This is a genomic window from uncultured Paraglaciecola sp., assembly GCF_913058035.1.
Taxonomy (GTDB): domain Bacteria; phylum Pseudomonadota; class Gammaproteobacteria; order Enterobacterales; family Alteromonadaceae; genus Paraglaciecola.
The window spans coordinates 1-5901 of the sequence record NZ_CAJXPA010000216.1 but is presented as its reverse complement, the minus strand read 5'-3'; the positions used below and the strand labels follow the sequence as shown (position 1 = coordinate 5901).

General features: G+C 35.6%; 4 protein-coding genes. All 4 read right to left on the bottom strand.

Going from position 1 to position 5901, the window contains the following annotated elements:
* Positions 1 to 720: 720 nt before the first annotated feature.
* Positions 721 to 1356: a LysE family translocator gene (locus QZ562_RS18735; protein ID WP_293763600.1), complete on the bottom strand. Its 636-nt coding sequence runs from the start codon at positions 1354 to 1356 to the stop codon at positions 721 to 723.
* 154 nt (positions 1357 to 1510) lie between these two features.
* A complete protein-coding gene (locus QZ562_RS18730) occupies positions 1511 to 2050 on the bottom strand; it encodes a hypothetical protein (RefSeq protein ID WP_293763597.1) in 540 nt (179 codons plus the stop codon).
* Positions 2051 to 2902: 852 nt separating this feature from the next.
* A complete protein-coding gene (locus tag QZ562_RS18725) occupies positions 2903 to 4993 on the bottom strand; it encodes a PAS domain-containing protein (protein WP_293763594.1) in 2091 nt (696 codons plus the stop codon).
* Positions 4986 to 5366, bottom strand: a complete 381-nt coding sequence (locus QZ562_RS18720; RefSeq protein WP_293763591.1) for a response regulator — start codon at positions 5364 to 5366, stop codon at positions 4986 to 4988. Before QZ562_RS18720 ends, QZ562_RS18725 begins: the two co-directional genes overlap by 8 nt.
* Between the last annotated feature and the right edge of the window lie 535 nt (positions 5367 to 5901).

The following is a 5901-nucleotide window of genomic DNA, read 5'->3' as shown; positions in this document are numbered from 1 at the left end:
TCGTCACTCCGATCAAATTTTAGTGCTTAACCAAGGTAAAATTGTGGAGCTAGGTAGCCATCAATACTTACTGGCGAAAAAACGAAGTTTATTCTAGCTTACTGACGGATGACGCCAATGTCGCAGACGATGGAGACGAGCTATTGCCCAAATATGGCTGATAGCACCATCTAATCAAACAAAAATAAACAACAGACCCACCATAATTTAATCAAATAAATTGCGTAACTTCACCATATTTATAATGGGTCTATTGATAAGTCAATTGTGGCTGCACCGATTGTTTTAGTAATTATTTGGATATATACGCAAATCAAAAAGCGTGCGTCAACAAAAATTAGCAAGACCTATCCCGCTAGTATTTGTAACCTTGGTTCAGAACGACGCAAAGCATTCCAAAAAAGCACTACGCAAAGCGCTTGGTAACGCCGACCACTTCGTTCAAAAACTGAATAGCGATTACACTGATCCTTCTGGCCAGTAAATAACTGCTGAAGTAGCTAAAAGTGAAACAACCGAAGATGAAAAGCAGCAGGATGCCTGAAAAGTAAATCCAGCCAATAGTACAAAAACAATTTAAGTTAGTGCAGTTTCTGAACTGCGGGGTAAAGTTGTTGAAACAGTTGAAATCCTAGTTCCATATGAAAACAACTATATTGACTGCCTCAGTGAGTTGCGAGTTCTATATTCGAAATCAACTATTTATTCTTAGCTGTAGTCTTAACTTTGCTCGTCAAGGAGCAGTTTTGAACCCAGAATTATCAGTACACTGCCTGTTATGCCCTCCATCCATTTCAAAGCCATAGGGTTTGCAAAAAAACGTTTAGCGGAGCTAACAGCTCCAGCAAGCCCGCATTGCCAAATCATCGCAATCACGAAATGTATTCCAGCCATGGTCAAAGCCTGCAGTAAAGGAGAGTTTTGAGGGTCTATAAATTGTGGCAAAAACGCAAGATAAAAAATCGCTGTCTTTGGATTTAACATGTTTGACAAAAAACCCTCTTTAAGCGACTGACTAACACTAGACATCCTGGCCACAGAGCCATCAATTGTTAATCCTGAGTGACTTTTAAAGGCTGCTTTTAAGCCTCCAATACCTAGCCAAATTAGGTAGGCAGCACCTGTCAGTTTCATTGCAAAAAAAAGCTCTTCTGATTGTAGCAAAATTGCCGAAATACCCACGGCCGAAAACGTTGCATGCACAAACAGCCCAAGACAGATACCAAGGCTGGTTACCATGCCATCTTTTCCACCCGAACGACTGGTGTTCTTGATCACAAGCACCGTGTCAATACCAGGAGTAATCGTTAATAAAGTAATAGCCACAAGAAAGGCTTCAAAATTTAAAATATACATTGCTCTAAGTTCACTATTGCTTGCGTTCGCTAATTAAATTATTACTACATTTTCATTCCATATCAAGTAGGCAAATATGTATTTTTGTCTACTTGATATGGAATGAAAATAAATGCAGAACACTTAAACTAATCATATTTATATTTATATTCAATTAAGCTGTTAAGTACATAACCATCACAGAGTAGATGCTAAACACGACAGAAAGACTTTTGAACCAGCGCGGAATTGTGATCACTAAAAGCATGAGCAAGACGCCTATTGCTGGAATTACAATCGACCACACCATAGAGTTGTCAAACATAAAAATATTGACATATGGGCCAATTAAAAAATAAACCAACATGGACATAGCTGAAAATCGGCCCAAACTTTGACTATGTAATAACATATCAAAATGCTCATCATCTGGATCAGGCAATGCCATTTCAGCAGCGCCATATATACAAATTGATGCGGATATCAAAATCAAGAAGTGTAAAAATATCCAATCGGTAAAATCTCGCAATCCCCAACCAATCCACCATAACTGCAGAATAAATGTCATAACACTTAAGCCCCAAATTGCTGTTGACCAGTGGAACCTTACTTGACTATGATAACGAATTAAATCACCCACGACGTGTAAAAGACGAGTTATGGCTAACCCAATTACAATTGATACTGTAACAAATATGTACTCATGCTGTGTCATTGCTTACCTAGACGATCCTCTTTTATTAATCATACAAACATCTAATCTTGAATAAAAGGGTTCAAAGTCAGTTAAAATTTTTGTAATCAATTTATTCTTTTTTTCGTCCTGCTGGCCCTCCTTTTTTCCACTCATTGACCTGCCGCTCAGTCAGGCTAACTAATCACTCAAAAAATATGATTATTACCTAAGATCCTTGTTTATTGCATTGTGTGTGTGTTCCGATGAGATATCTTCTATCTGATGTGCAAATAATCAAGCTAACTTAGGCGCCTGTTCATTAAAACCCAGCAAAGTTTAAATATTATTATAAAGATCGTTAGGCCCTGTTTATTTAACAACTAGCAGCTTTATAAACGAGACGCTTATCGTATAAAACTCACAAGCTAAATATTTTTATATCTGGCAATAAACAAATATTTAGCTTCGCCCCTTTGACGAATAATAAAGGTTTTTTTAGAACTGCATTCAATTTAAAGATGCTTGAGTTGCCCATTCTAATGATGGATTTTGACTAACTAGGTTTAAGTATTATTACACCAAGTTGCGTGGCAATAAGCAACTTCAATCTATTAAAGCTAACACACGAGTATCTCATGACTAAGACCTGAATGAATTTTTGTCTCTGTTTTGATCCATCTACTTCTTACCATAAAGGGGGTGGCATCTAACTTGAATTATTTTGAATATTTCCTTTGTGTTGTCATTCTCTTTTTTCAATTAAGGTTATTATGACTTAACAAGGGATCACATATTTTCAAGCCGCTCAATATTAAAATAATACTGAAGTACAAATCCATAACTTTAAAAATAATTTAACTGATTATTAAGGTTGCGCGCCACATATCAATCTCAACTTTTTAGATTAGATTCAATAATGGGTAACCAAACAGTGGCAGCGGTTCCCTGACCTATAACACTCACAAACTCGACATCTCCCCCATGAATTGAAGTTATCTCTTTAACCAGCGATACGCCCAATCCGCTTCCCGGTACGGAACCCGATTGATCTGCCCGGTAAAATCTCTCTCCAACATGTTCAAGCTGCTCAGGCGTCATACCTATACCACTGTCAATAATGCTGACACCAAACTGCTTATTTCCGTGCTTTTCTCTCACACTTGTTTGCAAAATAACATCTTCATTTTCAGCTGAATATTTAAAGCCATTACTTAATAAGTTTCTAAATACCTGACGCATTTTTTCAATATCAAAAGATAATAAAGGCCAATTTTTCTGTATTTGTAAGTTTACTTTTCGTCCACTAAATGCACCTTCAACCTCAATACATGACTCTTCCACTATCTCTTGAAGTGTATTGTATTCCATGTAAAAGTCTTTTCCTGCTCGAGCTTCTATACGAGACAAATCAAGAAGCTCATCCAGCAAATGCTTGAGATTTAATGACTGACGATGAATGGTTTCATAAATATCATAAGATGTTTTTTTGTCGTAATCTCGAGACATTAATAATTCAGAAAAGCCATAAATACTGGCAAGCGGTGTGCGTAACTCATGAGCCGCAGTGGATAAAAAATCGCTTTTCATCCTATCAACTTCTGTTTCATGGGTCACGTCTCTAAAATACAAAACTTGGCCTTCTTTTGCTCCCGTCAATCCATTCATGGTTCTGATATTACAATGAAGGATGCGTACAACAGGACGCAAGAGGTAGACTATTTGCTCACCATCTTCACCACCAATACACCTTACATCTTCCATTTTACCTGGGTCAAATAAACTAGCCATTGATTCAACAAATATTTCAATAGGTTTACCAAGTAATTTATCAGGTTTAAACCCTGTCATATCTAAAAAAGCGGGATTAATATAACGAATACAATTATCGTCACTCACTAGCACTAGGCCATCTGGGCTTAGTTCTAACATAGTATTCAATTCATGCGTTCGTTTGTTTACTTTTACTTCCATTTCAGAACGGTAACTATCAAGTTCGGTAATATCTTGCCCTACTCCTACGACACCCACTACATTCCCAAGCGCATCACGGCGTGTCGTTGCATTGAGCAATACCATAACCAACTTGTTATTTTTAGTATAAAGGGGAAATTCAAAATTAGAGGTTTCGTCGCCACGTAATGCGTTCTGAAGCACTTCGCTTACTGAATGATGATAATTTGTAGTAATAAATTCTTTAACTAGGTCTTTTCCCAGAACTTCACTGGCATGAAACCCCGTAATTTCAGCAGATTTCTGATTCCATTCATTTACCTTTCCGTGGGCATCAATACCAAAAATAGGTGCGTTAGCGGTGTCAATAAGCATCGTTAAATCTTTGGCTACACGTTCCATCTCAGAACGATAAACTTCAAGTTCTTTTTGATTGGCAAGTTCTTTATTTGCGAGGGCTAACTCATATGCTTGCTTTTCTTTTTCTTCATTTTGAGAAGCCAGTTTTTTATTGACAAGAGCCAACTCAACCGCTCGCTTTTCTTTCTCTTTATTTTGTAAAATAATTTCTTTATTAGCTACCTTCGCCGCATTGGTTGAAGCTTCAAGTTCTATTATAAATTTTTTCTCTTGTTTACGTAAATATAATGTTTCAGAAATACGTTTTAACGCATGATGTAGTAGATCAGTAGATAATGGTTTTGTTAAAAAATCAGAAACACCAAGTCTAACCGCCTTTAACGCATCTTCAACATCATAATTGCCTGATACAATAATAAAGCTTAAGTCGTGTGAAGCTGGAACAATACTTTTGATTTGTTCAATTAAACTAAAACCATTCAGTCGGGGCATTTTTAGGTCAGTGATGATGATGTTTATTGCAGGATCGTTTATGAGTATGTCACAAACATCTACCGCTGATACCGTCGAGAAAACTTCAAAACCTATGCTTGCAATATACTCTGATAATTCTTCAATAATTGCGACCTCGTCATCAATAATCAAAATTTTATGATTTAATGTGTTATCCATTCTTAAAATCTAGTTTTAGGGAATATATTATAGTGTCAAGTAATAGATCAATATCAACGGGCTTACGTAAAAAAATGTAGTTTTCTGCTAGCAAATCACAACCGTCAATCGATGGACTACCATGGCCTGTGGTTATGATAAAAGGATATATTTTTTTATAACGTTTATTAACTTCATGGATTAAATCGATACCTGTCTTACCCGGCATTTTTAAATCGGTTATAATGACACTAGTATCAGTATTTTCACTGAGTATATCTAAAGCTTCGTCAACAGATATAGCAGGTAATGCTTGATACCCATCTTCTGTTAATGTCTCAATGATTTCCTCTAAAATTGGTTGCTCGTCATCAACAACAAGTATTTTTATCATGCTTCTACCTTTTCAAACATCAACTAACATTAATCTACCGAATAACAATTTAGTAAAATAAAACACCTTACTATGATGCTTTTCACTAAAATCTTTCCCTTTCGTATCTTTAAAAATGTTTAAACTGACCACTAACCATTAAATAGTTTGTTTGAGCTTTTCGATATTATTAAGACAAATTATAACTGGGCATGAATCGTAATAATTTAGGATTTCGTGCTCTCAAGTATTGCCTTATTATTTTCAAATAATGGGTTTACCCCCTCCAACGTGCATAAACGCACCATTAAATAAGTAAAAAAATAAATTGTATTAAATAAAAAATCAGACCTAGTATTATTAAATGAAATTTTACAGCATACTGATAAGTATCGTTTTTATTTACCGAGGATAATCAAGTGTGACAAATTTTCATATCTCCAGTTTTCAAATTGGTACTTCAAAATAAAATTAATGTTTATATGTAAAGTATAATATCCATAAAACTTTAGCTAATAAAAAACAAAATTAAACGGTAGTTCGAATTACATAGCAC